General features: G+C 60.2%; 27 protein-coding genes and 1 riboswitch. Of the genes, 16 read left to right on the top strand and 11 right to left on the bottom strand.

The genetic code is table 11. The annotated features are described in order from the left end of the window. Nucleotides 1-67 precede the first annotated feature (67 nt). Genes folP through ACSQ26_RS11640 form a run of 5 tightly spaced genes read left to right on the top strand, consistent with a single transcriptional unit; the run spans nucleotide 68 to nucleotide 2,590 of the window. Nucleotides 68-946 carry a dihydropteroate synthase gene (gene folP, locus ACSQ26_RS11660; protein ID WP_436008889.1) on the top strand — a complete coding sequence of 293 codons (879 nt, stop codon included), beginning with the start codon at nucleotides 68-70 and terminating at the stop codon, nucleotides 944-946. Nucleotide 947: 1 nt separating this feature from the next. Next, the gene (gene folB, locus ACSQ26_RS11655) at nucleotides 948-1,322 is read left to right on the top strand and encodes a dihydroneopterin aldolase (protein WP_258161852.1); all 375 of its coding nucleotides are present in this window, start codon (nucleotides 948-950) and stop codon (nucleotides 1,320-1,322) included. Further along, nucleotides 1,309-1,851: a 2-amino-4-hydroxy-6-hydroxymethyldihydropteridine diphosphokinase gene (gene folK / locus ACSQ26_RS11650; RefSeq protein WP_436008887.1), complete on the top strand. Its 543-nt coding sequence runs from the start codon at nucleotides 1,309-1,311 to the stop codon at nucleotides 1,849-1,851. Before folB ends, folK begins: the two co-directional genes overlap by 14 nt. Before the next feature lie 2 nt (nucleotides 1,852-1,853). Next, nucleotides 1,854-2,420, top strand: coding sequence for a hypothetical protein (locus tag ACSQ26_RS11645; protein ID WP_436008885.1), 567 nt, complete (start codon nucleotides 1,854-1,856; stop codon nucleotides 2,418-2,420). After that, nucleotides 2,417-2,590 (top strand): hypothetical protein, encoded by a 174-nt coding sequence (locus tag ACSQ26_RS11640; RefSeq protein WP_436008883.1) that lies wholly within the window; start codon nucleotides 2,417-2,419, stop codon nucleotides 2,588-2,590. The genes ACSQ26_RS11645 and ACSQ26_RS11640 overlap by 4 nt, the downstream gene beginning before the upstream one ends. A 40-nt stretch (nucleotides 2,591-2,630) precedes the next feature. On the opposite strand, the gene ACSQ26_RS11635 is transcribed toward ACSQ26_RS11640, so the two are convergent. The 4 genes from ACSQ26_RS11635 to ACSQ26_RS11620 all read right to left on the bottom strand — a co-directional run bounded on the left by ACSQ26_RS11635 (nucleotide 2,631) and on the right by ACSQ26_RS11620 (nucleotide 6,450). Continuing rightward, entirely contained in the window at nucleotides 2,631-3,176 is a 546-nt protein-coding gene (locus ACSQ26_RS11635) for a hypothetical protein (RefSeq protein WP_436008881.1), read from the bottom strand. 193 nt (nucleotides 3,177-3,369) lie between these two features. Then, the gene (locus tag ACSQ26_RS11630) at nucleotides 3,370-4,407 is read right to left on the bottom strand and encodes a YcjF family protein (protein WP_436008879.1); all 1,038 of its coding nucleotides are present in this window, start codon (nucleotides 4,405-4,407) and stop codon (nucleotides 3,370-3,372) included. Then, nucleotides 4,404-5,879 (bottom strand): YcjX family protein, encoded by a 1,476-nt coding sequence (locus tag ACSQ26_RS11625; protein WP_436008877.1) that lies wholly within the window; start codon nucleotides 5,877-5,879, stop codon nucleotides 4,404-4,406. Before ACSQ26_RS11625 ends, ACSQ26_RS11630 begins: the two co-directional genes overlap by 4 nt. A gap of 52 nt (nucleotides 5,880-5,931) precedes the next feature. Next, a complete protein-coding gene (locus ACSQ26_RS11620; RefSeq protein WP_436008875.1) occupies nucleotides 5,932-6,450 on the bottom strand; it encodes a SixA phosphatase family protein in 519 nt (172 codons plus the stop codon). A 274-nt stretch (nucleotides 6,451-6,724) separates the two neighbouring features. Between ACSQ26_RS11620 and dksA the strand changes: the two genes are divergently transcribed. The 3 genes from dksA (at nucleotide 6,725) to ACSQ26_RS11605 (ending at nucleotide 9,100) form a co-directional block, all read left to right on the top strand. Beyond that, nucleotides 6,725-7,144 carry an RNA polymerase-binding protein DksA gene (gene dksA, locus ACSQ26_RS11615; RefSeq protein ID WP_258161858.1) on the top strand — a complete coding sequence of 140 codons (420 nt, stop codon included), beginning with the start codon at nucleotides 6,725-6,727 and terminating at the stop codon, nucleotides 7,142-7,144. A gap of 328 nt (nucleotides 7,145-7,472) precedes the next feature. After that, entirely contained in the window at nucleotides 7,473-8,756 is a 1,284-nt protein-coding gene (locus tag ACSQ26_RS11610) for an O-acetylhomoserine aminocarboxypropyltransferase (protein WP_436008873.1), read from the top strand. Continuing rightward, on the top strand, nucleotides 8,753-9,100 hold the full coding sequence (locus ACSQ26_RS11605) for a cupin domain-containing protein (protein ID WP_436008871.1): 348 nt from the start codon (nucleotides 8,753-8,755) through the stop codon (nucleotides 9,098-9,100). The genes ACSQ26_RS11610 and ACSQ26_RS11605 overlap by 4 nt, the downstream gene beginning before the upstream one ends. 3 nt (nucleotides 9,101-9,103) lie before the next feature. Here ACSQ26_RS11605 and ACSQ26_RS11600 read toward each other — a convergent pair whose 3' ends face one another. The 3 genes from ACSQ26_RS11600 to ACSQ26_RS11590 form a co-directional block, all read right to left on the bottom strand. Then, nucleotides 9,104-9,490, bottom strand: coding sequence for a type II toxin-antitoxin system VapC family toxin (locus ACSQ26_RS11600; protein WP_436008869.1), 387 nt, complete (start codon nucleotides 9,488-9,490; stop codon nucleotides 9,104-9,106). Then, nucleotides 9,487-9,744, bottom strand: a complete 258-nt coding sequence (locus tag ACSQ26_RS11595) for a hypothetical protein (RefSeq protein ID WP_436008867.1) — start codon at nucleotides 9,742-9,744, stop codon at nucleotides 9,487-9,489. Before ACSQ26_RS11595 ends, ACSQ26_RS11600 begins: the two co-directional genes overlap by 4 nt. Before the next feature lie 66 nt (nucleotides 9,745-9,810). After that, complete coding sequence (locus tag ACSQ26_RS11590; RefSeq protein WP_436008865.1) at nucleotides 9,811-10,278, bottom strand: MarR family winged helix-turn-helix transcriptional regulator; 468 nt, start codon at nucleotides 10,276-10,278, stop codon at nucleotides 9,811-9,813. A 130-nt stretch (nucleotides 10,279-10,408) separates the two neighbouring features. On the opposite strand from ACSQ26_RS11590, the gene ACSQ26_RS11585 reads away from it, so the two are divergent. Then, complete coding sequence (locus tag ACSQ26_RS11585; protein ID WP_436008863.1) at nucleotides 10,409-11,224, top strand: SDR family NAD(P)-dependent oxidoreductase; 816 nt, start codon at nucleotides 10,409-10,411, stop codon at nucleotides 11,222-11,224. 85 nt (nucleotides 11,225-11,309) lie between these two features. On the opposite strand, the gene ACSQ26_RS11580 is transcribed toward ACSQ26_RS11585, so the two are convergent. Then, nucleotides 11,310-12,557, bottom strand: coding sequence for a cytochrome P450 (locus ACSQ26_RS11580; protein WP_436015220.1), 1,248 nt, complete (start codon nucleotides 12,555-12,557; stop codon nucleotides 11,310-11,312). Nucleotides 12,558-12,599: 42 nt separating this feature from the next. Continuing rightward, the gene (locus tag ACSQ26_RS11575; protein ID WP_436008861.1) at nucleotides 12,600-13,178 is read right to left on the bottom strand and encodes a demethoxyubiquinone hydroxylase family protein; all 579 of its coding nucleotides are present in this window, start codon (nucleotides 13,176-13,178) and stop codon (nucleotides 12,600-12,602) included. Nucleotides 13,179-13,443: 265 nt separating this feature from the next. Between ACSQ26_RS11575 and ACSQ26_RS11570 the strand changes: the two genes are divergently transcribed. From ACSQ26_RS11570 to hupB, 5 genes are all read left to right on the top strand, one after another. Continuing rightward, a complete protein-coding gene (locus tag ACSQ26_RS11570; protein ID WP_436008859.1) occupies nucleotides 13,444-14,076 on the top strand; it encodes an ATP-dependent Clp protease proteolytic subunit in 633 nt (210 codons plus the stop codon). A gap of 297 nt (nucleotides 14,077-14,373) precedes the next feature. Next, the gene (gene clpX / locus ACSQ26_RS11565) at nucleotides 14,374-15,651 is read left to right on the top strand and encodes an ATP-dependent Clp protease ATP-binding subunit ClpX (protein ID WP_258161867.1); all 1,278 of its coding nucleotides are present in this window, start codon (nucleotides 14,374-14,376) and stop codon (nucleotides 15,649-15,651) included. A gap of 223 nt (nucleotides 15,652-15,874) precedes the next feature. After that, nucleotides 15,875-16,354 (top strand): chemotaxis protein CheW, encoded by a 480-nt coding sequence (locus ACSQ26_RS11560; RefSeq protein ID WP_436008857.1) that lies wholly within the window; start codon nucleotides 15,875-15,877, stop codon nucleotides 16,352-16,354. Between the two features lie 391 nt (nucleotides 16,355-16,745). After that, a complete protein-coding gene (gene lon / locus ACSQ26_RS11555; protein ID WP_436008855.1) occupies nucleotides 16,746-19,163 on the top strand; it encodes an endopeptidase La in 2,418 nt (805 codons plus the stop codon). Nucleotides 19,164-19,392: 229 nt separating this feature from the next. Continuing rightward, a complete protein-coding gene (hupB, locus tag ACSQ26_RS11550) occupies nucleotides 19,393-19,671 on the top strand; it encodes a DNA-binding protein HupB (protein WP_258161870.1) in 279 nt (92 codons plus the stop codon). A gap of 59 nt (nucleotides 19,672-19,730) precedes the next feature. On the opposite strand, the gene ACSQ26_RS11545 is transcribed toward hupB, so the two are convergent. Then, a complete protein-coding gene (locus ACSQ26_RS11545) occupies nucleotides 19,731-20,225 on the bottom strand; it encodes a 6,7-dimethyl-8-ribityllumazine synthase (RefSeq protein ID WP_436008853.1) in 495 nt (164 codons plus the stop codon). A gap of 83 nt (nucleotides 20,226-20,308) precedes the next feature. Then, a riboswitch (FMN riboswitch) is annotated at nucleotides 20,309-20,479 on the bottom strand. A 141-nt stretch (nucleotides 20,480-20,620) separates the two neighbouring features. Between ACSQ26_RS11545 and ACSQ26_RS11540 the strand changes: the two genes are divergently transcribed. Beyond that, nucleotides 20,621-22,297 (top strand): Wzz/FepE/Etk N-terminal domain-containing protein, encoded by a 1,677-nt coding sequence (locus ACSQ26_RS11540; RefSeq protein ID WP_436008851.1) that lies wholly within the window; start codon nucleotides 20,621-20,623, stop codon nucleotides 22,295-22,297. Nucleotides 22,298-22,341: 44 nt separating this feature from the next. Here ACSQ26_RS11540 and ACSQ26_RS11535 read toward each other — a convergent pair whose 3' ends face one another. Continuing rightward, on the bottom strand, nucleotides 22,342-23,160 hold the full coding sequence (locus ACSQ26_RS11535) for a DUF1194 domain-containing protein (protein WP_436008849.1): 819 nt from the start codon (nucleotides 23,158-23,160) through the stop codon (nucleotides 22,342-22,344). 227 nt (nucleotides 23,161-23,387) lie between these two features. Here ACSQ26_RS11535 and ACSQ26_RS11530 point away from each other — a divergent pair, with 227 nt between their 5' ends. Then, on the top strand, nucleotides 23,388-24,479 hold the full coding sequence (locus tag ACSQ26_RS11530) for a helix-turn-helix transcriptional regulator (RefSeq protein WP_436008847.1): 1,092 nt from the start codon (nucleotides 23,388-23,390) through the stop codon (nucleotides 24,477-24,479). The last annotated feature ends 10 nt before the right edge of the window (nucleotides 24,480-24,489 follow it).

Raw genomic sequence — 24,489 nt, 5'->3', positions numbered from 1 at the left:
ACATTGTTTCCCCGGGCGCAATATGCAATCAGCACGAAAATTCTCTCGCACCGAGAAAGGCGCAAAATTGCCCACGCCCTTCGATCCGGTGGCCTGGAAGCTTGCGCATGGCCGGCAGATCACGCTCGGTCCCCGAGGCCTCATCATGGCCATCATCAACGTCACGCCGGACTCGTTTTCCGATGGCGGGCTCAATGCGTCGTCATCGGATGCCGTCCGGAATGCCTTGCAGGCTGTCGACGACGGCGCCGATATCATCGATATCGGCGGCGAATCCACCCGGCCGGGTGCGGCTGAAGTCTCTACTGCAGAGGAGCAGGATCGCGTTCTGCCGGTGATAGAGGCGGTGGCGGCCAGATCCGATGTGCTGATTTCGATCGATACCTACCGGGCGTCCACGGCCGAGCTCGCCGTCACTGCCGGCGCCCATATCGTCAACGATGTCCATGGTTTGCAGCGTGACCCGGACCTTGCTGGCGTGGTGGCGCGTACGCCCGCCGGCGTTTGCATCATGCATACAGGCCGGGGCCGCGAAAAACTCCCCGATGTGATCGAAGACCAGTTCGCGTTCCTGCGCCATTCACTCGAGATCGCCAGGGGCGCCGGCATCGCCGACGAAGCGATCGTGCTGGATCCGGGCTTCGGCTTCAACAAGGAAACGCCGCGCGAAAATATCGAGCTGGCGGCCCGCTTCGGCGAACTTCACGCGCTTGGTTTCCCGCTTCTGGCCGGCACGTCGCGCAAGCGTTTCCTTGGTGCGCTGACAGGCCGCGAGGCGCCTGATCGTGATATCGCCACGGCCGCGACCAGCGCGCTGTTACGTTACGCGGGCGCGGCGATATTCCGCGTCCACAATGTCGCAATCAACAGGGATGCGTTGATCGTAGCGGATGCTATGCTGCGCGCCAGAAACGACCGGCAAATAAGTCGCCGGCAGGGAGACTGACATGACTGGGACCTACACAATCCTGCTCGCCAACTGTGCCTTCTTCGCCCGCCACGGGCTGATGCGCGAGGAAGAGGTGCTCGGCCAGCGTTTCTTTGTCGATGCCGAACTCGAAGTGCAGCCCGCCGGGCCGCTGGAAGACGATTCGATCGAGTCGACCGTGGATTACGGTGTGGCCTTCAAGGTGATCGAGGAGATCGTCATCGGGCGCCGCTATTTCCTGATCGAGGCCTTGGCGATGGAAATTGCCCGCTCGCTCGAAAAGCGCTTCCCCGAGATCCGCCGCGCCAAGATCACGCTGCGCAAGCCGAACGCGCCGGTCGCCGGCGTGCTTGATTACGTTCAGGTCACCATCGAACATCATGCAGGACAATAGTCGGATATCCACGGCGCTGCTGGGATTGGGTGGCAATATCGGCGACCCGGTCGCCGCCATGTCGTCGGCGCTTCAGATGCTGGAACAGCATCCGGACTGCCGGGTGACGCAGGTTTCGCGCCTTTATAAGACGCCGCCATGGGGCAAAACCGACCAGGATTGGTTTTTCAACGCTGCCGCCGAGGTTGAGACCACGCTTTCCCCGGTACCCCTGCTGGGGCTGGCGCTCGGCATCGAACAGGTGAACCGGCGCGTGCGCGCTGAGCGCTGGGGGCCAAGGACGCTCGACATCGATATCCTCGATTTCGGCGGCTTGGTAATCAAGTCCGACCAACTGACCATCCCGCATCCCCGCATGACCGAGCGTGCATTCGTTTTGATGCCACTCGCCGACTTCGCCCCGGATTTCATGGTCAATGGAAAGACGGTGCGGGAATGGCTTGGCGAGGTCGATGCGTCAGGCATTGAAGTCGCTGACGAAAGTCGCGATTGGTGGCGAAATCCTGATAAAGATATGAAGGGCGGTTGATAATGTCGATCGCTCTCGCCTTGCAGCTACTCAATAAGATGGTGGAGGATCGCGTCATCTCGACCTATGCGATCGCTGGTGCTGTAGCGGCTCTCAACTACATTGAGCCGACCGTTACGGAGGACCTCGATATCCTCGTCTCGTTCGACGCTGAGAGAAAATCCGGCTTGGTCACTTTGGGACCTATGGTGAGCTACTTGGCGAACGCAGGTTACCAAGAGTGGAAGAACGAGGGCGTCCTTGTCGGGGGGTGGCCGGTACAATTCCTACCGGTCTCCGATGCGCTGGACATGGAAGCCTTGGCTGAGGCGGAGGTGATCGATGATGAGTTCGAGATCGGAACGTCAATTGCGACGCGGATATTGAGCGCGGAGCATCTGGCCGCAATCGCGCTTAGAACGGGCCGGGGAAAAGACTACCTCAGGATCGACTCTTTCATCGATCAGGACGTATTGGACCTCGTGAGGTTCAAAGCGATTATTCTGCGCCACGATTTGAAGCAGAAGTGGCTGGAATTTTGCCGGAAAACTGGACGTTCTGACCCAATCGGGCTAGAAGTAAATTCATGAAGCAACTCGAAGACATGAATATCCTCGATATTCTCGCCCGCAAGGAGCAGGCGCGAAAAGAACGGGCGCAGCTGTCATTCGGTCAGAAAGTCCTGATCGTCGAGGCGATGCGGAAACGTTTGGCACCGTTCAAGAAAATACGCGAACAAAAAATAAAGACCGCTCAATAAGAAGCGGTCTATCTCTTCTTCGTCGTGTCTGCTTGTGGCGTCAGTCGACCGAGCCGACTGCGATCTCGTCGGTATCGCGGTTCAGGTTCATGCCGATGACCGGTACCATCGTATTGTCGACCTTGACCGAAATCGTGACTGTCATCGTGTTCTTGCCCTGGAGCCGGGCGATCATTGCGCCGTTCAGCTTGGCGCGGGTGATGCCGACGACGATCTTCTGGCCGGTCACGTTGCCAGAGACGATATCGAGGCCCTTGCCCTCAGCACCGTCGAGGAACTTGCCCTTGTAGGTACGGCCGGCGCTCCGGATCGTGGCCTTCATCGGCTGCTTGAAGATGCCGACGCGGCAGGAGCCGTCGAGCGTCATCCCGCTGCCGTTATTGTCGGATGAACCCGCCAGCGTGCAGGTGAATTTGGTGCCCTTGTACTTGCCCGCGACGATCTCGCCCGGCCCGGTCCACTGGCCCTGGACGCCATCGAAGAAGGCCTTGTCACGATTGGCTGCCTCGGCAGGTCCGATAACGGCCAGGGTTGTGATGGCAACTGCCGCGAAGCCTGTGGCAATCATCTTGAGACGCGAGAACATAGAACTTCCCCTGGGCCAGCGATCAACTTGATGGCAAGTCTTCGCCGAGAATGGTTAATGCGTGGTTTCCATTAGACATGAAGTACACTGCTTCGCAATCCTGAGAACCTGTAGTCGGTTCGGGATTGAATCCGCTATGGCAAAATAGCTACACTTTTTCGGCTGCAATTTCCAGAGTTGAATCAACCACAAGCTATTTGCCGCCGGATGTATTCGTCAGGTCGCCAATGAAATCCGACACGCCCGGACGCCTGAGAGCCTTGAAGGGCAGGGGCCGCAGCAGGTCCATCGCGGCTATGCCGATTCGCGCCGTCATCAGCCCGTTGATCACGCCTTCGCCTAATCGCGCCGACACTTTCGACGCCAGCCCATGGCCGAGAACCTGCTGGACGATGCCGTCGCCAACGGCGATCGAGCCGGTCACGGCGAGATGGGCGATGACATCTCGGAACAGCCGGAACATGCCGAGCCGCCCCGGCCGCGTGCCGTAGGTCTCCGCGATGGCACGGATCAGCCGCGCCGATTCGAAGATCACATAGCCGAGATCGACCAGTGCGCGGGGGCTGACGGCGGTGACCACCGAGACCCGCTTGGCGGCGTTGAGCACCAGCTGCCGCGCCTTGCGGTCGGCGGGTGCCAGTAGTTCCAGCTCGGCGAGGCTCATCAGGCCCTGTGAATCGATGATTTCGTCGGCCGTCCTGGCGAGCGCTGCGCGTCCCGCCGCCGTTTCCGGAATGCTCTCCGATAGCTTGACCAGCTTGGCCACAACCGCGCGGGCATGCGCCGGCTTGCGGTCGAGACCTGCTTTTTCCGCCTCGTCCTTCAACGCCTGCACGGATGCGAGCCTGCGGATGGCGATGAGTTCGCGCGCAGCCATGCCGAGCACCGCCAGGACACCGGCCGCCGTCACACCGATCGCCGTATAGCCCAGCCAATCCGCCCGGGTAAACAGGTCGCGGATCAGTTGATCGAGCCAAAGCCCGAATGCGACAGACAGGATGAGCCCGAGCGCTCCGGCAAAGATGCTGAAGAACGGAAAGCTGCGCCTCGACCGGGCGATTGGTGCCAGCGCGGGATCATCTTCGGGGTTCTTGAGAAACGGATCGTCCTCCTCGGGCGTGAGCACTATACCGTCGTCAAAGGCTTCCGGCCTCCGGCGCGGCGTCACCGAGGATGGCCCCGTGGGCTCGTCGAAGGAAAAACTCTGCGGCTTGCGGGGTTCCTTGCTCATGCCAGCCGGTCTCCGATCAGGAACTGCAACGCACGGTCGAGCCTGATATGCGGCAGCGACAACTTGATGCCGCCGCTGGTCTCCTCGATCTCGGGCGGCCGGAAACGGACGATGTTGATATGCGGCAACTCCTGCGCACCGCGTTCGGGGTCGTCCGCGCGGAAATAGATATCCGTCTTTTCAGGCAAGTCGCCGGGAAAGATCGCCGTCTTTCTCTTGCCGTCAAAGATTTCGCCGTTGATCTCCTCGCCAAGCATCGGCGTGCCGACGATGACGGGCAGCGTTTCGCCGTCGCGACTGACGACGGCCTCGCGGGTCGCCCGGATCGAGGCCAGCGCGATCACGTCGATCGCGGCGCCCGAACGGCCGATCTTGTCGGTCGCCCGCTCGACGATCCGCCGCGTCAGCGCCTCCAGCCTATCGTGGCTTTCGTGGTGCAGATGATCGGCCTTGGTTGCCGCGACCAGCACCTTGTCGATACGCCGGGTGAAAAAGGTGGAGAGCCAGGAATTCGTGCCCGGCCGGAACGAGCCCAGCACATCGGCCAGGGCATTTTCGAGATCCGCCAGCGCCTCCGGTCCCCGGTTGAGAGCCTGCAAAGTGTCGGCGAGCACGATCTGCCGGTCCAGCCGCGCGAAATGCTCCTTGAAGAAGGGTTTCACGACATGCGTCTTGTAGGCCTCGAAGCGCCGCTCCATCATCGCCACCAGGCTGCCGCGCGCCTGCTTGCCATCGGGGAAATTGACCAATGGCGCGAAGGTGAGCGCCGGCGATCCCTCGAGATCGCCGGGCATCAGGAAGCGGCCCGGTGCGAGCGCCGAGAAGGAATGCTTGTCCTCCTTGCAGGCCTTGAGATAGGCGGTGAATTCGACGGCCAAGTCGCGCGCCAGCATTTCATCGGCCTGCGCGTCCGCTGCAATGCCATCTGCGAGCGTCAACCATTTCTTCCCCAGAGGAGCACGTCGCCCCGTGCGGGCCAGTGTCACGGCGTGTTCGGAGAATGTCCTGAAATCCTGGTCCAGCAACGGCAGGTCCATCAACCACTCGCCGGGATAATCGACGATATCGATCGACAGCTTGCCTGCCGAGAGCAGACGGGTCCAGGCCGAGGCGCTCTCATATTCGATCGTCAGCCGGAGTTCGGATATCGCGCGCGTCGAATCCGGCCATAGCCGTTTCTCAACCAGCGCCCGGATGTGATCTTCATATTGGAAGCGCGGCACCGCATCGTCCGGCTGTTCCTCGAGCCGGACGGACTTGATGCGGCCAGACCGCTGCGCTTCGAGAAGCGGCAGGCGCCCACCATTCAACAGGTTGTGAATCAGGGCGGAGATGAACACGGTCTTGCCGGCGCGGGAGAGCCCCGTCACGCCCAGCCGCAAGGTGGGATTGATCAAACCCGTTGCCCGGTCGGCGAGGTTTTCAAGCGCGATCAGCGCTTCGTCGGCGATATTGATGGGCGAGGGCGGCAATCGCGATGTCCGTCGAGAGAAATCAGAGCCCGCAATATAGGCACGAAACGGCTCAGGTCAAAGCAGGTGTGAAGAAGTGCAAGGCCTCGCCCGCATGCAGCATCTTGTGCGGCAATGGCTTGGGAAAGGAGAGCGCCAGCAGCCCCGCCGTCGGATAGCCCATGGCGATCGGAGCGATGATGGCGCTCGGCCGCGCAAGATGATGGGCGAGCGCCTCGATCATCGGATTGTGCCCGATGATCATCAGCGATCCGACGTCACGATGCGCCACGATATGGCCGAGATAGGCGTCCGAACCACCGGAGTAAAGCTGTTCGTCCTCCTGCGATCTCAGGTCGCGAAACACATCGAGAAAGGCGGCCGTGGTCTCGCGACACCGTCGCGCAGGGGAGGAAACCAGCACATCCGGTCTCATTCCCGCCATCAGCGCCTGCTCGGCGACATCGCGTGCCTCGAACCGTCCCTGCTCGTCGAGTGGCCGTTCGAAATCGCTTGTATTGGGCGTGGCCCAACCGGCATGGGCGTGCCGCATGAGATAGAGGCGGATTGTTTCGGCGCTATCAGACGGCATGGATCAAATCCGGCGAGGGAAGGACAGAACTGTCTCGTTTTGCGTAAACGGGGCCTCTCGAAACGTCAATCGCGCCGCGCCTTCGAGCGTACGCTAGCGGACGGATCTTACCTGCAAGAAGTCAGGGTCGATTCTGAATACTGATAAAAAAATAATCACTTAGCGCAAGTTTGTAACAGTTTTAAAAATAACCTTACCTGCGCTTTCGGCTTGAATTAACACATTTGTAGGGCTATAGGGCAGCGCGTGCGGGATGTTCTTCAGGAGAATCGCGTTGAGTGAGAATATCGATCTTGCCGACTATGTCCCCTCGGAAAACGAGGAGTTCATGAACACCAGACAGCGGGCCTATTTCAGGTCCAAGCTGGTCGCATGGAAGAATGAGATCTTGCGCGAGGCACGCGAGACCCTCGATCACCTTGCGGAAGAAAGCGCCAACCACCCCGATCTCGCCGACCGGGCGTCCTCCGAAACCGACAGGGCCATCGAGCTTCGCGCTCGTGACCGCCAACGCAAGCTGATCTCCAAGATCGACGCCGCGATGCAGCGGATTGATGATGGTACATACGGTTACTGTGAGGAAACCGGCGAGCCGATCAGCCTCAAGCGGCTGGATGCGCGGCCGATAGCGACATTGTCGATCGAGGCGCAGGAGCGTCACGAGCGCCGTGAAAAAGTCTATCGCGACGAGTGACTTGGTGATGTAATGGGCCGCCCTCGAAAGAGGGTGTTTTTGTTTGCTTCTATTTGCGCTGATTGGCGCACAACATTTCGGGTATCGCACCGAAATCTGCAAAATAGATCGATATTGTATAAAAGCGCGGATTCTTCCGCGCTTTTTCGTTTTCAGGGCAAATTATTTCTCCGGCAGCGAGTTCTCCGGGTTGCCGTGTCGATCCAGCGCGCCTCGATGTGGCTAATCTGTCAATGCCGTTCCAAGACTGGACGGATAAATTTGCCGCGCCGGGCTGTCCTCTGGGGACGAAACCGCTATCATCCCGGCAACCATGAGGGAGGATACTATGAGCAAGGACAATCCAGGTTTCGCGACGCTCGCGATCCATGCAGGCGCCCAGCCGGATCCAACCACCAAGGCGCGGATCACGCCGATCTATCAGACCACGGCGTATGTCTTTGACAATTCCGACCATGCCGCAGCGCTCTTCGGCCTGCAGCAGTTCGGCAATATCTATACTCGCATCATGAATCCCACGAGTGCCGTGCTCGAAGAGCGCGTGGCCGCACTCGAAGGCGGCACGGCGGCACTCGCAACGGCATCCGGGCATGGCGCCCAGCTTCTCGTTTTCCACAATCTCATGCGTCCGGGTGACAATTTCATTTCCGCGCGCAGGCTCTATGGCGGCTCGATCAACCAGTTCGGCAACGCGTTCAAGAATTTCGACTGGAATGTCCGCTGGTTCGACACAGCTGATCCCTCGACCATGGAAGCGCTGATCGATGACAAGACCAAGGCGGTGTTCATCGAGAGCCTCGCCAATCCCGGCGGAACGTTCGTTGATATCGCCGCCATCGCCGAGATCGCCCATCGGCACGGCTTGCCGTTGATCGTCGACAACACCATGGCCTCACCCTATCTCATCCGGCCCCTGGAGCATGGCGCTGACATCATCGTTCATTCGCTGACCAAATTCATCGGCGGCCATGGCAATTCCATGGGCGGCGCCATCGTTGATGGCGGCACCTTCGATTGGTCCAAGTCGGGCAAGTATCCGATGCTCTCCGAACCGCGCGCGGAATATGGTGGCGTCGTGCTGCACCAGGCTTTCGGCAATTTTGCCTTCGCGATCGCAGCCCGCGTACTGGGCCTTCGCGATTTCGGACCATCGCTGGCGCCTATGAACGCTTTCCTCATTCTCACCGGCGTCGAGACGCTTCCGCTCCGGATGCAGCGCCACTGCGACAACGCGCTGGGCGTCGCCAAATGGCTCAAGACGCATCCGAAGGTCGCCTGGGTCAACTATTCCGGCCTGGAGGATGACCCAAATCACGCGCTGCAGGTAAAATATTCGCCAAAAGGCGCCGGATCGGTCTTCACCTTCGGCCTCAAGGACGGCTACGAGGCGGGCAAGAATTTCGTCGAGAACCTTAAACTCTTCTCGCATCTCGCCAATATCGGCGACACACGTTCGCTGGTCATCCACCCGGCCTCGACCACCCACCGTCAGCTCTCGCCGGAACAGCAGATCGCCGCCGGCGCGGGGCCCGATGTGGTGCGGCTTTCGGTTGGCATCGAGGACCTCTCCGACATCATCGCCGATCTCGAACAGGCCCTGGAGCACGCATGAGCGACAAATCAATCGGCTTCGACACGTCCGATATCACTCCGGAAACCGGCGCACCCGCGCCGGACCGGCTGATCTCCGGCAATCCGCAATTCACCACCTGGAATATCGAGGAGGCCGAAGGCGGCATCTATTCCGGCATCTGGCAGGCCACGCCGGGCAAGTGGAAGATCGTCTATGACGAATGGGAATATTTCCACGTCCTCGAAGGCCATTCCGTGGTGACCGAGGATGGCGGCGAGGAAATTCACCTGAGGGCAGGCGACCGGCTGATAGTTCGCCCGGGCTTCAAGGGGACGTGGGAAGTAATTGAAACCACACGGAAAGATTATGTGATCAGGGTGTGAGAACTACCAGGAGACACTCACGCCGAGTTCATGCATCTTCTCATCCGTCGAAAGAAGGATCAGGTCTTCGATGAGGCCTTGAGCCGCGAGTATTCGGTCAAACGGATCGCGATGGTCCCCGGGCAGGAAGGCACTTCGGATCATGTGGTCAATCGTAATCGGAAGATGAAGAAAGCCTTCCTCGGCGACAATCTGAGTAAGGTTCGGGATGATTGCTTCGGCCGAAGGTAGCTTGCCCTTGGCGAATTTGGTGGCGATTTCCCAAGCCGACGCCGCGCTCACAAAGATCGTATTCTCCGACTCAGCTATCGTTTGCCGCGCGACGGCAGACAGACCGGGGTCGTCAGCCAACCACCAAAGCAGCGCATGCGTGTCCAGAAGCACTCTCATGCACCATTGAGTTCCTTGAGTTCCTTCTCGGAAAGCGGCTCGAAAAACTCGGGCCCTATCGACAACACACCCTTGAAGCGGCCAGGACGACGATCAGACACTACTTTGCTTTTGGCAGCGAGACGTTCAAGAACGACAGCCGCTTGTGAGCCCTTTGCGCTCTTTATCTCGACGAAGCGCCCGGACCTTGCGTCGCGTGCAATCCATGTCTGCGAACCGGTCGATTTCGATTCTTGGCGCCCGGATTTAGCCATGCTCGTTTCTCCATGAGCGAACGAAATTAAGGGTCGCACAGCTGGATCACACTGGCAAGACGCCTTTTACAGGCCATCCTTTCTGAACGCCTTGGCAAACTCGGGCGATGAGATCAATGCTAGCGCCTCGCGTATCTCTTCCGATCTCTCCTTCCCGAACACCCGGTCGAAACGCGATTGCGCATCGCGCCAATTGGCCAGCAGCGTCTGCTGCGTCTTCTGGCCGAATTCCGTCAGTCGCGCGCGTTTGACACGCCGGTCGTCCGGATCCGGCAGCAGTTCCACATAGCCGTCGCGGATCAGCGGCTTCAGCGTGTGGCCGAGCGCCGAGAGATCCATGACCATGGCCTCGGCGAGCTGCTTCAGCGCCGGTTCGCCGGTCGATGCGATCTGCGAGAGCAGGGCGAACTGGGTGCCCTTCAGGCCGGTGCCTTCCATGCAGTCGTCATAGAGTTGGCCGAGTTGCCGCGCCGCGCGGCGTATCGCCGTGTTCGAGCAGTGCATCCAGATACTGTCGTCCGTTTTATCCACCATCACATGTGCCCATAGCAGCGCCAGGGAAAATTACTGGCATATGCAATTAAATTATTCGTCCCTCTTGCAAAGCGCAAGCGTGTCATCAATATAGTGGCATATGCCAGTAAATGCCAGAAGGAGAACAGACATGGCTAGAACTGCAAACCTGGGAACAGCACTCGTGACCGGCGCCTCAGCGGGCATCGGGGCGACATATGCGGAGCGGCTCGCGGCCAGGGGCTACGACCTGCTGCTCGTTGCGCGCGACGTAACCCGCCTCAACAAGCTCGCCGACACGCTGAGCGCCAAACACGGCGTCAAGGTCGAAGTGCTGGGCGCCGACCTCTCGAACCAATCCGACGTGAAGCGGGTTGAGGCGAAACTGCGCGCCGACGAAGCGATCACGCTGCTGGTCAACAATGCCGGCATCGGCCCCAAGGGCCCGATCCTCAATGACGACATCGACTATCTCGACCAGATGATCGCGATCAATGTCACGGCAGCGAACCGGCTTGCGGTTGCAGCCGCCCAGACTTTCGCCACGCGCGGCAAGGGCGGAATTATCAACATCGCCTCGGCCGTTGCCATCGTGCCTGATATCTTCAACGCTGCCTATAGTGGCACCAAATCCTATATTTACGCGTTGACGGCATCTCTTGCCACGGAACTCAAGGACAAGGGTGTCCGTGTACAAGCGGTGCTGCCGGGCTTTACCCGAACTGAAATCTTCGATCGCGCCGGCGGTTCATTCGATAATCTGCCGCAGGACCGCGTGATGGACGTCAACGATCTCGTGGACGCCGCTCTCGCTGGCTTCGACCAGGGTGAAGAATTCACCGTACCCTCGGCGGAAGACGAGAACCTCGTCAAGGCCTTTCACGAAGCGCGCTTCGCGCTCGGCGGTCAGGCCTCCCGCGACCGTCCCGCCAGCCGCTACGGCGTGCCATCCAAGGCCGCCGCCTGATCCTTGTTCAGGGTGCCATGTGGCTTGGCGGCGGCGCCCTCAGGCCCGCGGCTCCGCTTTGTGCGTGGACCGCGGGCCTCGTTCGTCACCACTCCAGGTCCAATCTTTCCAGCCCATGGAAATGATAGACATCCTTGACAACGGGCTCGCTCGCCATCCGCATATCAGGCAACCGTTCGAACAGGATCGGCAAGGCGATCTGCATTTCGAGCCGCGCCAGCGGCGCCCCGATGCAGAAGTGGATGCCGGCGCCGAAGGACAGGCTGATTCCCTCGTTGCGATCGGGCCGGAAGGCGACGGAGTCCGAAAACTTCTTCGGATCGAGATTGGCAGCTGCGAGGATCAATCCCACTTCGTCGCCCTTGCGGAATTTCATCCCGTCGAATTCGAGATCCTCCAGCACCCAACGCTTGAAAATGTGCACGGGTGCCGAAATGCGGAAACTTTCCTCCGCCGTCAGGACGGTCGATGCCGCGTCGGCGAACAGGGCCTTGGGATCGCAGCCGTTCTTCAGGATCACGTTCACCGCGTTGCCGATCTGGTGCACCGTGGCCTCGTGCCCGGCATTGAGCAGTACGATCGCCGTGGAGACCAACTCCACTTCGGTCAGGTACTGCCCGTCACGTGCCGGCGACAGCATCAGCGTTAGTAGATCGTCGCGCGGGTCCTTGCGGCGCTCCTCGGCGAGCCGGACGATATAATCGCCGAATTCCCGGGCAGCCTTGTTGGCGCGGTGCTCATCCTCGTCCGTCTTGCCGAACATGTACATGCGCACATAGTCGTGGCTCCAGTCGAGCAACTGCCGGCACATGTCGTCGGGAACGCCGATCATCCGTGCGATCACGGTGACGGGAATGATCTCGGCAAAGCTCGCCAGAAGCTCCGTGCCACCGTCCTTCTCGAAACCGTCGATCAGCCGGTGCGAAAGCGCCTCGATTTCCGGGCGCAGCCGCTCGATATTGCGGGAGACAAAGGCACGGTTGACCAGCGTCCTCAGCCGGGTGTGCTCCGGCGGCTCGATCGACAGCAGCGACTTGGATTCGGCCCGGTCGAAGTCTGCCAGATGCGGTGAGGGCTCGGGCAGGCCAAGTTCCTCCCGGCTTGCCAGATGGGTGATCTGCCGCCCGAACCGTCGATCGCGCAGGATCGCGTTCACATGGTCGTAGCCGGTGAAATACCAAAGTTTCTCCTCCTCCCAGAAGAAGGTGGGAGAGGTGGCGTGCATGGCTGCGTAAGCGCGGTTCGGATCGTGATAGAAGGCGGGATCACGGGCGTCTAGCGAGAGATGACGGGTGGCGGGATCGAATTTGAAATAGGCGGGGGTGTGGGTCATGGCAAAGCGGTAGCGCAAATCCACCGACACCGGCAAGATTGCTTATGCCTGGTCCGCTCGCAAATCCCGCGCCATCAGCGACGGGTCGCCCCAGGTCGATAGCCAGATCATCAACCCCGTCAACACCGAGATCACCGCATAGACCATGCGGTCGAGCGAGCCCCGGCCTTCCTGCATCTCGATCGCATGGTCGCGATGTTCGAGTTCTTCGTCCTTGATCGCATCGATTGCCGCGAAAAGCGCCGGGTCGCGGTCCCTGAGGAAATGCAGCTGCTCGATCAGATGCTTATGCACAGTCGTCTCGACGGCCTCGGTGCAGATCCAGATCATGTTGCGACCGAGAAGCGCTGTCGCAAAGCCGATGACGAAGCCGCCGAGGCTCCAGAGTCTCATGACCCGGCAGGGCCGAGTATCCCGCTCGGTCATTGCCGCGCGAAAAATCGCGCAATGACGGATTTCGTCCCGCCGCATCTTTTCGAGTGCAGGCACCATATCGGGATAGGGGCGCCGGGCGCGCCAGAGCTGGGCGGCGTAAATCCGTATCGCCCCGGTCTCGCCCGCGTGGTTGACGCGGATGATGCGGGCGATGGTCGTGCGTTCGCGGTCGGTGAGTCCGGGCATGCACGTTCAGGTAAAGGCTTGACCGCATAATGACAAGTGGTTGCAAGTGCGGCCACTTGCTTCACCCTTTCTTCATCCTGTCCGACAATTTCCCTGTCCATACTTTCCGCCCTAACCCCGCATTAAGCGCGAATCTGAAAGTACCAGCGGGCAAATTCCCTGCACGGCTTGAAGTTTCGGGTATGGACACTCTATGTAGGGGTAAGAATTTTGTGATGATTCCCGGGAAACGTGGGCTTTCCGGAGATGCTTGTGAAGGATGGACATGAAAGATCCGATTGAAACCATGATGGCCATCGTGCCGACGGTCATTGAGCAGACCAACCGCGGCGAACGCGGCTGGGATATCTTCTCGCGTCTGCTCAAGGAACGGATCATTTTCGTGATCGGTCCGGTTGAAGACACGATGGCAGCACTCGTCTGCGCTCAGCTTCTCTTCCTCGAATCCGAGAACCCGAAGAAAGAGATCGCGCTCTACATCAATTCGCCCGGCGGCATCGTGACCTCAGGCATGGCGATCTACGATACGATGCAGTTCATTCGTCCGCCGGTCTCGACGCTCTGCGTCGGCCAGGCCGCGTCGATGGGTTCGCTTCTGCTCGCCGCCGGCGCCAAGGGCGCGCGCTTTGCGACACCGAATGCCCGCATCATGGTGCATCAGCCCTCGGGTGGCTTCCAGGGCCAGGCTTCGGATATCGAACGCCATGCCCGCGACATCCTCAAGATGAAGCGCCGCCTGAACGAGATCTATGAGAAGCACACCGGTCGTACCTACGACGAAGTCGAGCGCGCGCTTGACCGCGACAATTTCATGACCTCGGAAGAAGCCAGGGATTGGGGCCTGATCGATCAGGTCATCACGTCGCGCGTCGATGCCGAGGGCGAGACGGAGGCTTAACGGCTGCATAATCCACTGTTCTGCCCTTTTCATGACAAGAATGTCATGGAAAGGGACTATGCGGTGGGGTTTGGTCTCGTTAATAATGGACATTAAGCCTATGTTGAAGAAATATGACATAGGCTCCCTCGAATGAGGGGGATTCGTTGCCGCCTGTTGGCAGATGTGTTTGTCTGTCCTGGCTAGCGTCCCCAAGGCCCCGTTGTAACAGCGGCAAGTTCCGCTCAATGCCGGGGTGTCAGGATTTGACCCCGTGTACCGGTATTCGTGTCGCGGGCGTTCTGGAAGGAAAGAATTATGAGCAAAGTCAGCGGAAGCAACGGCGGTGACTCCAAAAACACCTTGTATTGCTCTTTCTGCGGCAAGAGCCAGCATGAAGTCCGCAAGCTGATCGCGGGTCCGACCGTCTTCATCTGCGACGAATGCGTCGAACTCTGCATGGATATCATCCGCGAGGAGAACAAGTCCTCGATGGTGAAGTCCCGCGAGGGCGTCCCGACCCCGCAGGACATCATGAAGGTGCTCGACGAATATGTGATCGGCCAGAAGCAGGCCAAGCGCATCCTTTCGGTCGCGGTGCACAATCATTACAAGCGCCTGGCGCACGCCACCAAGAACCAGGACGTGGAACTCGCAAAGTCCAACATCCTGCTCGTCGGCCCGACCGGCTGCGGCAAGACCTATCTCGCCCAGACCCTGGCGCGGATCATCGACGTGCCGTTCACCATGGCCGATGCGACGACGCTCACGGAAGCCGGCTATGTCGGCGAGGATGTCGAAAACATCATCCTGAAGCTGCTCCAGTCCGCTGACTACAATGTCGAGCGCGCCCAGCGCGGTATCGTCTATATCGACGAAGTCGACAAGATCAGCCGCAAGTCGGACAATCCCTCGATCACCCGCGATGTGTCGGGCGAGGGCGTCCAGCAGGCGCTTCTCAAGATCATGGAAGGCACCGTTGCCTCGGTCCCGCCGCAGGGCGGCCGCAAGCATCCGCAGCAGGAATTCCTGCAGGTGGATACGACCAACATCCTGTTCATCTGCGGTGGCGCCTTTGCCGGCCTGGAAAAGGTGATTCTGGCGCGCTCGGAAAAGACCTCGATCGGCTTCGGCGCCAAGGTCGCCGCTCCCGACGAACGCCGCGTCGGCCATGTGCTGCGCGACCTTGAGCCGGAAGATCTGGTCCGTTTCGGCCTGATCCCCGAATTCATCGGCCGTCTGCCTGTCATCGCGACGCTTGAGGACCTTGATGAGGATGCGCTGATCCAGATCCTGTCCGAGCCGAAGAACGCGCTTGTCAAGCAGTACCAGCGCCTGTTCGAGATGGAGGACATCGAGCTCAATTTCCACGAGACCGCTCTCCGCGAAATCGCCAAGCGCGCGATCGTCCGCAAGACCGGCGCTCGCGGCCTGCGCTCGATCATGGAAAAGATCCTGCTCGACACGATGTTCGAACTGCCGACGCTCGATGGCGTCCAGGAAGTCGTGATCTCCGATGAAGTGGTCAAGGGCAATGCCCGCCCGCTCTACATCTATGCCGACCGGCGTGAGGACAAGGCTCCCGCCTCGGCTTGAGGCCAGTCCAACTTCGAAATCGAAGGCCCGGTTTTCCGGGCCTTTTTCGTTTGGTGGTCCGATATGGCTCTTGGCGCTGGCTCGATGCGATTACTCGCGATCTGACTTAAGTTTGATTTAAGCAATAGGCCCCATCGTTCCATGCAATAGCTGATAAAATCAGCGCATGGAGTCCGGCACTCTCGGGCAGTGCGGCACTCAAACAGGAATGGTCGGAATTCTGATGTTCTCATCTCAATCCAGCAATGCCGGCGCGGCAAGCCAGATTCTCGAAATCATTGCCTTCCGCCTTCACAATCAGGATTTTTGCGTGCGCACCACCGCGATCCGCGAAATCCGCGGTTGGGCCCCGGCGACGCCGCTACCCCATACGCCGCCGGATGTTCTCGGCGTAATGAACCTCCGGGGAACCGTCATCCCGATCATCGATCTCGCCCGCAAGCTCGGCATGATCAAGGCCGAACCCAATGAGCGCAGCGCCATCGTCGTGGCCGAGGTTCACGGCATGGCGATCGGACTGCTGGTCGATGGGGTCTCGGACATCCTGACGATCGGCCAGGAGCTGCTTCAGCCGGTGCCCGACATCAGCGCGGCTGTGTCTTACGCCGATGGCATCATTACCTACCAGGACAGCATGATCTGCTTCCTCAACCTAGAGCGCATGTTCGGTGAGGACGAGGCAAGGATGCTGTCCGCAGCCTAAAGCGCCCCACACAGTCCAGACGTCCAAGGCTCGGTAAATCCGGCCCTTTTTCATTGTATGCGATGCAATATTCCCGCGTTATCGGCATGTTTTTCGTTGCGTGTCCCGCCCAACAGGCGCAAAAAAGAGTGTGAAAGCGTTGCTTTCCCGACGATTCTGCCGGCCCAGGCTTGTGCGCAAGGTTCGCAACATCCGCCTTGGCTAATTTGATCTCGGGATTGTGACAGGCATTTGACATCAGGTGTTTCGAGTGGCCTGATTCAGGCTTGAATTGTCCGCCCGGCATAGCCACCTGTTAGCGTGGCCGGAAACGGCTATTACAGGTCGGCATCGCCTAGTGAGGGATTGCCGCCCTGGCCTTGTCTAAGGCTTGGACTTGAAAGGGAAAGAAATGACCAAAAAGACATTCCCGACTGAAGGAAGTCAGGAGAATTACCCCGTTCTGCCGCTGCGCGACATCGTGGTATTCCCCCACATGATCGTTCCGCTCTTCGTGGGCCGCGAGAAATCCATCCGCGCACTCGAAGAGGTGATTGGAACCGACCGGCAAATCCTTCTTGTCACCCAGAAAAACGCAACCGACGATGATCCGCCGCCGTCGGCGATCTTCGAAGTCGGTACCGCGGCCAATGTGCTGCAACTGCTGAAGCTGCCCGATGGCACCGTCAAGGTGCTGGTCGAGGGCCGGGCGCGTGCCCGGATCGAACATTACACCGCCCGCGAGGACTTCTACGAAGCCACCGCGTCGATCCTTGCCGAGCCAGAAGAGGACGCGGTCGAGATCGAGGCAATGTCGCGCTCGGTGGTTTCCGAATTCGAAAATTACGTCAAGCTCAACAAGAAGATCTCTCCCGAGGTCGTCAGCGCCGCCGGCCAGATCGACGATTATTCGAAGCTTGCCGACACTGTCGCTTCGCATCTGTCGATCAAGCTGACCGACAAGCAGGAAATGCTCGAAACCGTCTCCGTCAAGGGTCGGCTCGAAAAGGCGCTCGGCTTCATGGAAGGCGAGATCTCCGTCCTGCAGGTCGAGAAGCGCATCCGCTCGCGCGTCAAGCGCCAGATGGAGAAGACCCAGCGCGAATACTACCTCAATGAGCAGATGAAGGCGATCCAGAAGGAACTGGGCGACGAGGACGGCCGCGACGAAATGGCCGAGCTGGAAGCCCGTATCGGCAAGACCAAGCTCTCGAAGGAAGCGCGCGAAAAGGCCGATGCCGAATTCCGCAAGCTCAAGCAGATGAGCCCGATGTCGGCCGAATCGACCGTTGTGCGCAACTATCTCGATTGGCTGTTGAGCCTGCCTTGGGGCAAGTTCAGCCGCGTCAAGACCGATCTGATCAATGCCGAGAAGATCCTCGACGAGGATCATTTCGGGCTCGACAAGGTCAAGGAACGCATCGTCGAATATCTCGCCGTCCAGGCGCGCTCGACCAAGATCAAGGGCCCCATCCTGTGCCTCGTCGGACCTCCCGGCGTCGGCAAGACCTCGCTCGCCAAGTCGATCGCCAAGGCGACCGGCCGCGAATATGTCCGCATGGCGCTCGGCGGCGTGCGCGACGAGGCCGAAATCCGCGGTCACCGCCGGACCTATATCGGTTCGATGCCCGGCAAGATCGTGCAGTCGATGAAGAAGGCAAAGAAGGCCAATCCGCTCTTCCTGCTCGATGAGATCGACAAGATGGGCCAGGATTTCCGCGGCGATCCGTCGTCGGCGCTGCTCGAGGTGCTCGATCCGGAACAGAACTCCACCTTCATGGATCACTACCTGGAAGTGGAATACGATCTGTCGAACGTGATGTTCGTGACGACGGCCAATACGCTGAACATCCCGCCTCCGCTGATGGACCGCATGGAGATCATCCGTATTGCCGGCTACACCGAAGACGAGAAGCTGGAAATCGCCAAGCGGCACCTGCTCTCCAAGGCGATGCGCGACCACGCGCTGCAGCCGAAGGAGTTCTCGATATCAGATGAAGCGCTGATGGAAGTCATCCGCGCCTATACCAGGGAAGCCGGCGTCCGCAACTACGAACGCGAGCTCAACAAGCTTGCCCGTAAGGCGGTCACCGAAATCCTGCGCAACAAGGTGCTGAAGGTCGATGTGACCACGGAGAACCTGCACCAGTATCTCGGCGTGCCGCGCTTCCGTCATGACGAAGCTGAACGCGAGGATATGGTCGGCGTGGTCAGTGGCTTGGCCTGGACTGAAGTTGGCGGCGAATTGCTCACCGTCGAAGCGCTGATGATGCCGGGCAAGGGCCGCATGACGGTCACCGGCAACCTCAAGGACGTGATGAAGGAATCGATCTCGGCGGCGGCATCTTATGTCCGCTCTCGGGCGCTCGATTTCGGCATCGAGCCGCCGCTTTTCGAAAAGCGCGACATCCACGTACACGTACCGGATGGCGCAACCCCGAAGGACGGCCCGTCGGCGGGTATCGGCATGGTCACGGCCATCGTCTCGGTGATGACCGGCATTCCGGTCCGGCACGACGTCGCGATGACAGGTGAAATCACCCTCCGTGGCCGGGTGTCGCCGATCGGTGGCCTGAAGGAAAAACTGCTCGCGGCACTGCGCGGCGGCATCAAGAAGGTTCTGATCCCGCAGGATAACGCCAAGGATCTGGCGGATATTCCTGACAATGTGAAGAACAATATGGAGATTATTCCGGTCTCCCGCGTGGGCGAGGTTCTCGAGCATGCGCTTGCGCGCCAGCCCGTGGCCATCGAGTGGAACGAGTCGTTCGACCCCGCACCGGTAAAGCCCGGCGCCGTCGATGATGCGGGACTTTCGATCGCTCACTGAGCGGAAAGATTGTCAGGTTCTGGCCGGCGAGTGTATCTCCGGGTGCCAACTGACCCAAAATTGCGGATGGCCGGTCTCCAGACCGGCCATTTCTTTATGAAAAATCGTCTAAACAGGCTGGATTTCTCGGGAAACTTCTGTATCAGGGTTGCGGTCGGGCAGTCGAAGTCTTTAACTGCCCCAAGAACAACGTGAGTCGTTTCAAACCAGCTAGGAAAGGGGTGGAAACATGAACAAGAGTGAACTCGTGGCAGCAGTCGCAGAGAAGTCCAGTCTGAGCAAGACGGACGCGGCCTCCGCAGTGGACGCAGTGTTCGACGCCGTTCAGGAAGAACTCAAGAAAGGCGGCGACGTCCGTCTCGTCGGTTTCGGCAATTTCTCCGTGAGCCGCCGCGAAGCCTCTGTCGGTCGCAACGTGTCGACCGGTGAAAAGGTCAACATCCCGGCCCGCAACGTTCCGAAGTTCTCCGCAGGCAAGGGCCTGAAGGACGCCGTCAACGGCAATTGATCGCTTCCGCCAGCAATGGCAGAAAAACCCGGATGCGCAAGCATCCGGGTTTTTTCGTTTTACGCCGCAGCCTTGAGCGCGCCGGCTTCCTCGACGATCGCCAGGCAAGCGGCAGCCACCTCACGGCCCTTGACGCGGAAATGCTCGGCAAAGAAGGTCTGGTGTTCGGTACTGCCGTGGAAATGATGCGGCGTCAGCACCGCCGAGAGCACCGGCACATCGGTTTCCAGCCCGACCTGCATCAGGCCATTGATGACGGCCTGCGCCACGAATTCGTGCCGGTAGATGCCGCCATCCACAACGAGTGCCGCGCCGATCACGGCGTCATAGCGGGCACCACGCGCGAGCCGCTTGGCGCGAAGCGGGATCTCGAAGGCGCCCGGCACCTCGAAATAGTCGATCTCATACCGCCCGCCCGTGAGGGCAGCAATCTCCGCCGCGAAGGCATCGCGGCAATTGTCGACGATATCCCGGTGCCAGCGCGCGGAGATGAACGCAATGCGGCGCGAGGGCGTGATTCTGGATTGTTCGATATTGGATAGTTCAAGATTCATGGTCGTGTCCTTTCTTTCCCAACGCATGAATCAGGGCAAGCGGACGCCGACGACCACCCATGTGCGCACGGGTGCTGAAGGCAAACCGATCTCTTCCATCCGGACTCGAGCATGTTGCAACATGCTCTCACCGTCGGCTTCGGAATCACACCGAATCTGCTGACCTCTCCGGCGGGGGCCGGAAAGCGCTCGCGGGCTTGTGGGGTGCCCCACTTACCGCCGGTGGGGAATCGCACCCCGCCCTGAGATCATCGCCCGCATGATTGCGGGCAGGGCAAGACGTAAACGACATTCCGTGATCCTGCAAGTCCGACGCAGGCCCGAACTTGATTGCGCCGCGGCCTGCCTCTATACCCCAATAGCCACATCAAATTCTTCGAGCACAGGGTGTTTCCTTGAACCTTCCGGCCACTGCCAATCCCGACATCCACGTTCTCGAACAGCTTTTCGCCGTCGCTCGTCGTCGGTGGAAGATCGTGGCGCTTCTCACTATCATTGGCGCGGTTCTCGGCTTCATCTATGCCCAGAGCCAGGTGCCGGTCTATTCCTCGGCCGCGACCATCATGGTGCGCTCCGGCCCGGCTGCCGATCCGGTTCGCCAGGGCATCGAGACCACGACGCCGGAAGAGGAAGGCCAGTTTCTGTCGCAGCTCGAGCTGGCAAGGTCAACTTCGGTCGCGACCATCGTCGCCAACCGGTTGGATTTGGTCGAGGATGCCGACTTCGCCAAGCCGGCGTCCTCCGGCCTCAGGCAGTTGGTCGCACGGATCGGAGCCCGCCTGGGAATGAAAATCCCACCGACGGACGAAGCCGCCGGGAAACTTGACCTCGATCAGGTCGTTTCCGCCTTGCAGGCCAATGTGAAGGCATCACGCGTCGGCCGCACCTATGTCGCCGCGATCTCCTACACACATCCCAATCCGGCAGTCGCCCGGAAAGTCGCGCAGGCCTTTGCCGAGGCGTTCAAGCAGAAGATCGCCCAGGACAACGACATGGCCAATTCGCGCATGCGCGCGGCGTTGCAGAGCGAGATCGACCGCGCGGCCGGCCCGGCAAAGGACGCTCTCCAGGCGAAGCTCCAGGACCTGATGATCGCACGCGCCTTGCCCGGCATGGATGTCGTGGTCATGAGCGACGCGCGGCTACCCGGCGCGCCGATTGCACCACGCGTATCCTTCCTTGTGGCGGTAGGCGCCATCCTGGGTGCCGTCATCGGCTGCGCCATCGCGGGCTTCCGCGAACTGACCGACCGCGGCGTACGCGACGGGGATGTCCTGGCACGCGCCCTCGGCATCCGCTTCCTGGGCTACCTGCCACGTGGCGGCGCGCGAAATCTCGGCAGCATGACCATGGGCAAAGGCGCGCCGCTGCCGGAGCCTGCCCGCCGCTCGGTGCTCGAATCCTATTCGGTCTTCGGCGAGACGATCCGCTCGGCCGCCGTGGCGCTGATCGGCCGCCAGAATGACGGGCAGGGCACGGTGACCGGCGTCACCTCGGCACTTGCCGGCGACGGCGCGACCATCATTGCCGCCAACCTCGCCACCCATCTCGCCAATCAGGGCCGCAGCGTGCTGCTGATCGATGGCAATGCCCGCGATCCGCGCCTCAGCGACTGGCTCGCCGCCGAGGCGGAGCAGGGCCTCGTCGATTCTGTGCTCCAGAACAAGAGCACCGACGAGACCCTGCTTTATGATTCCAGGAGCAACATCTCGCTGCTGCCCATGGTGCTCAAGGATCGCACCGTCGAGCCGGCCAGTCTCTTCAATTCCGATCGCGCCAAGACCTTCATGTCGGAGCTTCGCGGCCAGTACCAGCACATCATCATCGATCTTGCTCCGCTCTCGACCGCCTCCGATGCCCGTGCTGCGGAACCCGTGATCGACAATTTCGTGCTTGCCGCCCAATGGGGCAGGGCGACGCCGCAGCTCATCGCCGATCTGCTCGACGGCGAGCCGGAAGTGCGGGCGAAGCTCGCCGGCCTTATCCTGACCCGCGCCGACCTCAAGAAGCTCCCGCTTTATGCCGCCGCCGGCTCGCGGGCGTCGTTCAATAAACGTATCGCAAAGGGCTGAGTTCTGGATATGCAGGCGATGCCGCGTTCTGCTGCAGCCCAATGCTACCATCTGGATGCGTCATATCGAGCGGCCGCGACTGTTGTAGCGATCGGCCACCCGCGGCGTTCCTCGGAGTCAGCCAGGTTCGGCCCAATGTTCAGGGCTATCTCCGTTACCAGCTTCCGACGCAGCGCCTTTGTGTAGTCGCTTGTCGACCGTGGAACCATCACGAAGGCTTGGAAACCGCCTATGACGTCTTCCGCGAAATAGGATGCCAGTGGACGGCCCAGCGCAGCTTCGTCTTTCGATGGGATGGCAATCGCGTTGATCGTGTAACCCTTGTCGACCGCCTTCTTCCTGGCCTGCAAAACGGGCAGACCGTCATTGTTCTCTCCATTGCCGGAGATATCGATGACCTTTCGATCGGCATTTCCGGGAAACCGGTCGAGAAGCAGACTTGCAACGCCTATGGCCGCGGAAATGGATGTCCCGCCTCTCACTCCGCGGCTGAAGCCGGTGGCGCCTTTCCTACTGATCACCCGGGCCGCCGCTTCCGCGTCCTGACGTCCGCAGATCCTCGTCCAGGGCAGCACAGTTTTTATCTGTTGCGGGCTTGCCCATTCAAAGTAGGTTATGCCGACGCAGCCGAGATGATTGCTGGAAAGGGCCTTGATGAACTCGGGCGAAGTCAGTGCGGCAACGTGCCCGTTCCGCTGGAGGTCGGCAGTGCCCCTATCGATCGAGGATGAGGAATCGACCGCGAAGACAATGGCGACATCGACGTCAAAGGTAGGTGTCTGATCGATGCCGGAGGCGCGTGCTTGCAATCCCAAAATCAGCGTGACAGCAATCGTACCTGTCAGTTTCACGAAAGAATGCATGGTCATCATCCACCCTGTCTGGCGCGCGGCATCTGTCTCGGCGTGCCCATCGATCCGGGAAGCATCAACCAGCGGAACCTTCGATGAGACCCCCTTTTGGGGGTTGATGAAGGACAGCCGGCTGCAAACCGGATACCCGTCGCGCGAACGGTGGTGTATATGGTTCTATGAGAGGTGGAGTGCTGGTTGCCGTGCACCTTCGTGCTTGGCACACATGCCGGGGTGGGATGGTGGCGATTGACATCAAGCGCTTGCAATATGCGTCCATGCATTTGTCTGATGTCGTTGCCGATCCGGCGCGTTGGGCAGAGGTTTTGGAGGAAATCACACAGGCCGTGGGCGCCATCGGAGTGGGGTTGATTCCTCAGACCGGATCGGAAGGAGCTGTGGCGACTGCCAACCTCAGGGACTGCCTGGAGACCTATGTACGCGAGAGTTGGACCGAACAGGACAGAGTTAGCCATCTGCGTTCCAGGGCTCTGCTTATGCGAGGCGAAATTGCCCTCGACCGGGACCTGGCCAACGCCGACGACCGTGCACCGTTTTTCGAAGAATTCTTGCCGCGCTTTGACGGCAAGTGGTGGGCGGGCATCGGGATTCGCAGTGGTTCCGATATCTGGTCCCTGACGATGCATCGATCTCTACGCCAAGGACCATACGAACAGAGTGAAAGAGCCATTCTCCAACAATTTTCCTTGCGGCTGAACGAAGTTGGCAGTCTTGCGGAGCTTGCGGGCCGCGTCACCTTGTCCACTGTCGCCAATTCATTCGATCAAATGGGCAAAGCCGTGGTGGCGATCGATGAGACCGGCAGGTTCATCCATGCCAACGCTGCAGCAACGCGACTCTTGGGCGCTGCCATCCAGGTGGTCGGCGGGCGTCTGATGTTCCGCGATCGTCACGCGGCGGCGGAATACAGCAAAGTCATCGAGCGGCTGCGGGGGCTTCGCGAGGGCAAAATCTTGCGTGCACCCCCGATCATCGTACGACGGGAGAACGCCACTCCACTCGTGATCAAGATCCTGCCCGTCGATGGTGCGGCGAAATCCCCGTTTCTTTCCGCGCGAGCGCTCCTGCTTCTCAATGAGATCGTGGGGCCAGCCAAGTCCGACTGGCAGGCTTTCAGCCGGGCTTTCGGGCTTACGCCGGCGGAGGCACGTCTCGCGGCACTTTTGGCCCTCGGCGACTCCCTCGAAAACGCTGCCACAGCACTTGGCATCACCAGGGAAACCGCCCGCAGCAGGCTCAAATCCATTTTTCAAAAGACCGACACGCATCGCCAGGGGCAACTCGTAGCCTTGCTGGCCTCTCTGGCGTGATCGCTTCAAG

The organism is Rhizobium sp. LjRoot254 (genome assembly GCF_964254105.1).
Classification (GTDB): Bacteria; Pseudomonadota; Alphaproteobacteria; order Rhizobiales; family Rhizobiaceae; genus Rhizobium_E.
This window is presented reverse-complemented; position numbering and strand designations above follow the sequence as displayed.

Excerpts from the sequence above, each read along its gene's own strand:
- ACSQ26_RS11545 (WP_436008853.1), bottom strand. The coding sequence starts at position 20,225 with ATGAATCTTGAACTATCCAATATCGAACAATCCAGAATCACGCCCTCG.
- ACSQ26_RS11560 (WP_436008857.1), top strand. The coding sequence starts at position 15,875 with ATGTTCTCATCTCAATCCAGCAATGCCGGCGCGGCAAGCCAGATTCTC.
- ACSQ26_RS11575 (WP_436008861.1), bottom strand. The coding sequence starts at position 13,178 with ATGCCCGGACTCACCGACCGCGAACGCACGACCATCGCCCGCATCATC.
- ACSQ26_RS11595 (WP_436008867.1), bottom strand. The coding sequence starts at position 9,744 with ATGGCTAAATCCGGGCGCCAAGAATCGAAATCGACCGGTTCGCAGACA.
- folB (WP_258161852.1), top strand. The coding sequence starts at position 948 with ATGACTGGGACCTACACAATCCTGCTCGCCAACTGTGCCTTCTTCGCC.
- ACSQ26_RS11530 (WP_436008847.1), top strand. The coding sequence starts at position 23,388 with ATGGTGGCGATTGACATCAAGCGCTTGCAATATGCGTCCATGCATTTG.
- ACSQ26_RS11605 (WP_436008871.1), top strand. The coding sequence starts at position 8,753 with ATGAGCGACAAATCAATCGGCTTCGACACGTCCGATATCACTCCGGAA.
- ACSQ26_RS11635 (WP_436008881.1), bottom strand. The coding sequence starts at position 3,176 with ATGTTCTCGCGTCTCAAGATGATTGCCACAGGCTTCGCGGCAGTTGCC.
- ACSQ26_RS11535 (WP_436008849.1), bottom strand. The coding sequence starts at position 23,160 with ATGCATTCTTTCGTGAAACTGACAGGTACGATTGCTGTCACGCTGATT.
- ACSQ26_RS11640 (WP_436008883.1), top strand. The coding sequence starts at position 2,417 with ATGAAGCAACTCGAAGACATGAATATCCTCGATATTCTCGCCCGCAAG.
- lon (WP_436008855.1), top strand. The coding sequence starts at position 16,746 with ATGACCAAAAAGACATTCCCGACTGAAGGAAGTCAGGAGAATTACCCC.
- ACSQ26_RS11600 (WP_436008869.1), bottom strand. The coding sequence starts at position 9,490 with ATGAGAGTGCTTCTGGACACGCATGCGCTGCTTTGGTGGTTGGCTGAC.
- ACSQ26_RS11580 (WP_436015220.1), bottom strand. The coding sequence starts at position 12,557 with ATGACCCACACCCCCGCCTATTTCAAATTCGATCCCGCCACCCGTCAT.
- hupB (WP_258161870.1), top strand. The coding sequence starts at position 19,393 with ATGAACAAGAGTGAACTCGTGGCAGCAGTCGCAGAGAAGTCCAGTCTG.
- clpX (WP_258161867.1), top strand. The coding sequence starts at position 14,374 with ATGAGCAAAGTCAGCGGAAGCAACGGCGGTGACTCCAAAAACACCTTG.
- folK (WP_436008887.1), top strand. The coding sequence starts at position 1,309 with ATGCAGGACAATAGTCGGATATCCACGGCGCTGCTGGGATTGGGTGGC.
- ACSQ26_RS11590 (WP_436008865.1), bottom strand. The coding sequence starts at position 10,278 with ATGGTGGATAAAACGGACGACAGTATCTGGATGCACTGCTCGAACACG.
- ACSQ26_RS11630 (WP_436008879.1), bottom strand. The coding sequence starts at position 4,407 with ATGAGCAAGGAACCCCGCAAGCCGCAGAGTTTTTCCTTCGACGAGCCC.
- ACSQ26_RS11610 (WP_436008873.1), top strand. The coding sequence starts at position 7,473 with ATGAGCAAGGACAATCCAGGTTTCGCGACGCTCGCGATCCATGCAGGC.
- ACSQ26_RS11570 (WP_436008859.1), top strand. The coding sequence starts at position 13,444 with ATGAAAGATCCGATTGAAACCATGATGGCCATCGTGCCGACGGTCATT.
- ACSQ26_RS11645 (WP_436008885.1), top strand. The coding sequence starts at position 1,854 with ATGTCGATCGCTCTCGCCTTGCAGCTACTCAATAAGATGGTGGAGGAT.
- ACSQ26_RS11620 (WP_436008875.1), bottom strand. The coding sequence starts at position 6,450 with ATGCCGTCTGATAGCGCCGAAACAATCCGCCTCTATCTCATGCGGCAC.
- ACSQ26_RS11585 (WP_436008863.1), top strand. The coding sequence starts at position 10,409 with ATGGCTAGAACTGCAAACCTGGGAACAGCACTCGTGACCGGCGCCTCA.